The sequence below is a fragment of the Oceanobacillus sp. CFH 90083 genome (assembly GCF_009389585.1).
Classification (GTDB): Bacteria; Bacillota; Bacilli; order Bacillales; family Amphibacillaceae; genus Oceanobacillus.
The window spans coordinates 1-3,488 of the sequence record NZ_VIYG01000036.1; the positions used below are offsets into that span (position 1 = coordinate 1).

The 3,488-nt window shown below is 36.9% G+C and carries 6 protein-coding genes and 1 pseudogene; 4 read left to right on the forward strand and 3 right to left on the reverse strand.

Annotation, left to right across the window (positions count from 1 at the left end):
* Positions 1-186: 186 nt before the first annotated feature.
* Positions 187-564 (reverse strand): RNA polymerase sigma factor, encoded by a 378-nt coding sequence (locus FLK20_RS21300; protein ID WP_152658608.1) that lies wholly within the window; start codon positions 562-564, stop codon positions 187-189.
* Positions 545-757 (reverse strand): sigma factor, encoded by a 213-nt coding sequence (locus FLK20_RS21305; protein WP_152658609.1) that lies wholly within the window; start codon positions 755-757, stop codon positions 545-547. The genes FLK20_RS21300 and FLK20_RS21305 overlap by 20 nt, the downstream gene beginning before the upstream one ends.
* 356 nt (positions 758-1,113) lie before the next feature.
* Here FLK20_RS21305 and FLK20_RS21310 point away from each other — a divergent pair, with 356 nt between their 5' ends.
* From FLK20_RS21310 to FLK20_RS21325, 4 genes and pseudogenes are all read left to right on the forward strand, one after another.
* The gene (locus FLK20_RS21310; protein ID WP_152658610.1) at positions 1,114-1,344 is read left to right on the forward strand and encodes a DUF1659 domain-containing protein; all 231 of its coding nucleotides are present in this window, start codon (positions 1,114-1,116) and stop codon (positions 1,342-1,344) included.
* 41 nt (positions 1,345-1,385) lie between these two features.
* Positions 1,386-1,598 (forward strand): DUF2922 domain-containing protein, encoded by a 213-nt coding sequence (locus FLK20_RS21315; RefSeq protein ID WP_152658611.1) that lies wholly within the window; start codon positions 1,386-1,388, stop codon positions 1,596-1,598.
* A gap of 132 nt (positions 1,599-1,730) precedes the next feature.
* Entirely contained in the window at positions 1,731-1,871 is a 141-nt protein-coding gene (locus FLK20_RS21320; RefSeq protein WP_152658612.1) for a YvrJ family protein, read from the forward strand.
* Positions 1,872-1,992: 121 nt separating this feature from the next.
* Positions 1,993-2,109 (forward strand): annotated as a pseudogene (locus FLK20_RS21325) (N-acetylmuramoyl-L-alanine amidase); the annotation flags it as partial.
* Between the two features lie 297 nt (positions 2,110-2,406).
* On the opposite strand, the gene FLK20_RS21335 reads toward FLK20_RS21325, so the two are convergent.
* A partial coding sequence (locus tag FLK20_RS21335; protein ID WP_194165718.1) for an N-acetylmuramoyl-L-alanine amidase occupies positions 2,407-3,488 on the reverse strand: 1,082 nt, incomplete at its 5' end.

Consider the following 3,488-nt stretch of genomic DNA (forward strand, 5'->3'; position numbering starts at 1 on the left):
ATTGTATCTTTCTATTTATCTATCGGCAATAGCTAATCATTTATTTAATTATTTTTTATAAAAAATTTTATAAAACCTTCATACACATATCCTCACTCTATGGAAAAACTATAACTATCAAAATGATAATTATAGTCTTTCCATCCTATTCGGGCAAAGTAATATTTAAATGAATACGTATTGCTTTTATAATCTCTCCCACTCTCTCTTACGAAGCTTCCGTTTTGCACTTTTCGCCCAGCTTTTTACTGCTTCTATGCTTACCTGTTCTTTTTCCGCAATTTCCTGATTGGATAGACCTTCTATAATGGCATGGTGGAACCAAACCTTTTGTTTTTCACTTAATTCCGATATGAACTCAGAGAAATCATTTTCATTTATTTGATCCAGTATTTCCTGTGGATTCGTTCCCCCTTCATTTTTAGAAGGTATTTTTTTCTTATCTATATAATTGCCTGTTTGAGATTCTACTTTCTGCTGATACCCCAGCTGCTCAAAGTATTTTCTTTCTATTATGGCTTTACGGAGCACATCAACTAAACGGTTACGGATTTGAAAATTCATGTATGTCGTTAACGTATGTCGTTAACGGTCCTTTATCTGGATTATAGTTTTCATAAGCTCTCCACATGGCTACCAGCCCTTCTTGGAAGTAATCTCCTTCCTTGTCATCAATTTGTAATCTTGCCATTTGATAATATACTCTCCGCCGATTCTGTTCGATAAAATCTTCCAATTCCCACTTCTTATCATTCATTTTCAAATCTCCTTTCGATTAGATTGATTTTAATCAATCAGAATACAAAACCTCTGTCATATTACCAAAGTAACAGTTTTTCTTAATAAAACTGCAGTTTCCTTTAGTAAACGTGAGATTTTCGATATTTTCCGCTACTATTCTAAGCTTCCTTTTACGGTTTAATGTTTTTTTGAACTTTTTGAAGACATATTTTCTGCATAATCCCGGATTAGAGGCCCTAAATAGGGCCACTTTAGAGAGGTTATTCTCTTCTTAATATAAGTTTACTTTCGAAAAAACATAAAATCTTTTTCAATTATGCCCCTTTTTTTGAATGAGAAACGAACTATAGGTATGAAAGGAGGTGATAAACAATGGCAGTTGCTCAATTAACTGAATCTGTTTTGCAGCTTACATTTAACGAAGGCACCGATCCTGTTTCTGGTGACTTTATCCTGAAGCAAAAACGATTCAATAATGTTAAAACCGAGGCTACTGCTGAACAGCTCTTTCTTACAGCGAACGCATTCGCTTCTGTTCAGCAGCACGAGCTTCACGGTATCAGTCGTCGTGATGTTTCAGACATCAACGAAGAGGAGGTCTAAGTCCTGAATCTATGTCTATATGAGAAAGGAGGTGAGAAGACGTGCGAAAACTTGAATTGAAGTTTCTAAATAAGGAAAGTAAAGTGGTCACTTATACGCTGGATCATCCTGTAGAGCCGGTTAATCCTAAAACTATACAGGAGGCAATGGATACTATCCTTCGTGAAAATGCCTTATATTCCACAGGCGGTGACTTAATTGAAATCCACAGCGCCCGTATCGTAGAACGTATTGTGGAAGAAATTGAATTATAATTCTTCCTTTATATAAGACTCTGACCCGTGAGGAGGCTCTCCTCACGGTATTGTCTTTGATTCTAAATTATTCGTCTAAAGGCTTACTCTTGAAAAATTGCTAGTACAAAAATGAAAGGTGGTGAATAAACCATGGAAGCATGGATTTCTCTTTTTACAGATATTGGATTTCCTGCTGCGGTGACCTTCTACTTGTTACACCGGGTTGAGGGAAAGCTGAATCAGTTAATTGAGTCCATCTACTCGATCTCCATTCCGAAGAAAACAAAGTAAACAAGAGGGGGTTTCCATCTGCATCATGATATGCTCCTGTGGAAGCCCCCTCTTTTTGATTATTTCATTAGAAGACAAGGTTTCTTACGTAAGTATCAAACTATGGGATGGAGGGATTTTGATGAAAAAAATTTATTTAGACCCAGGACATGGTGGTGCAGACCCGGGAGCAGGCGGGAATGGTCTTCTGAAGAAAAATGCCACCTTGGCGATCGCTATAAAAACAACGGATATTCTAAATATTGAAGAAAAAATCTAATTGTGGAGATTCTGACAGACAAGGGTTTGTCGAAATTATCACACCATCTCTATGGGCTTACAACACTGCTAATTGGGAGGATAAAGCTGTTATCGTCAGCAAAGGTGAGATTTTTACTGTAGTCAAGCAGATTCGCAGTTGACAGAGTATATATGTATTACTACTAACTCGCAATATATACGATATTACAATTAATAGAACAAAGAAGAGGATTTCTCCCATTTGAATCATGTGGAAAAAACCTCTTCTTTATTATTTTGTACAATACAAAATTACTTACCTTCTTTGCAGGTTATAGGATTGGGCAATAGCATTAGCTGTATGTTGTGCCAGCTGCTGCCTATAGCTTGCACTCCTTAACAATGCATTTTCAGTAAAATTATCGATAAACAAATATTCAAGAAGAATAGAAGGCATATCTGTGTTACGCAGAACATTAAAGTTTGCTGTTTTTTGTCCTCTATCTGGAACGTTTAAGCGTGAAGAAATATACGTATGAATATCGTGCTGTCTGTTTCTCGTTTCCTGGGATACATTTCCATTATAAATAAATGTTTCAAAGCCTCTTGTTGAGCCATTAAAGGCGTTCGTATGAAGACTTACAAAATAGTCAGCTTCCCATCTATTTGCATGGTTTGCCCGTTCTGTTAATGGAATAAAGGTATCTGTTCTTCTAGATAATTCTACCTCTACACCTTGATAATTATTAGTAAGTATTCTTTCTGTCTGCAATGCAATGTCTAAAACAATATCTTTTTCTCTTAAGCCATAGCCTATTCCACCTGCATCACTTCCACCATGACCCGGGTCAAGAAAGATTTTAACAATGGATTGCTGATCAAACGCTTGATTAATCCGGCTTAAGGTTACTTCATCAACGATCCCATTAACTCGTAAGCCATGATCTCTTTGGAATTGTTTTACCTGGCTTTCCATATAGCTTCCATAATAATTTGTTACTGTGATTCTTCCATAACCAAGACTATTTAATTGTCTCTTAATCTCTCTAACGTCGTTATGCCGTTTTCCTACTTGGAATGGACTATTGTAGACGCTATTCAATTTATTCTTGGTTGCTGGATTCATATTCCCATTTACCGTCAGTCCATAATAGCTTTGAAATTCTCTGACACGCTTCTCAAAGAAGGCCCCATAGTAGTTTGTTACTGTGATCCCGCCAAATCCGATCGCATTTAATTGTCTCTTATAACCTGCGATTTCTGGATGGCTGTTTCCTTTTTGATATGTATCTCTTGGCGGCGGTACTAATTCATTTAGCTTCGCCAGTGTACGTTCATCTACGATCCCATTGACTCGTAAGCCATGGTCTCTTTGGAATTGTTTGACCTGGCTCTCCA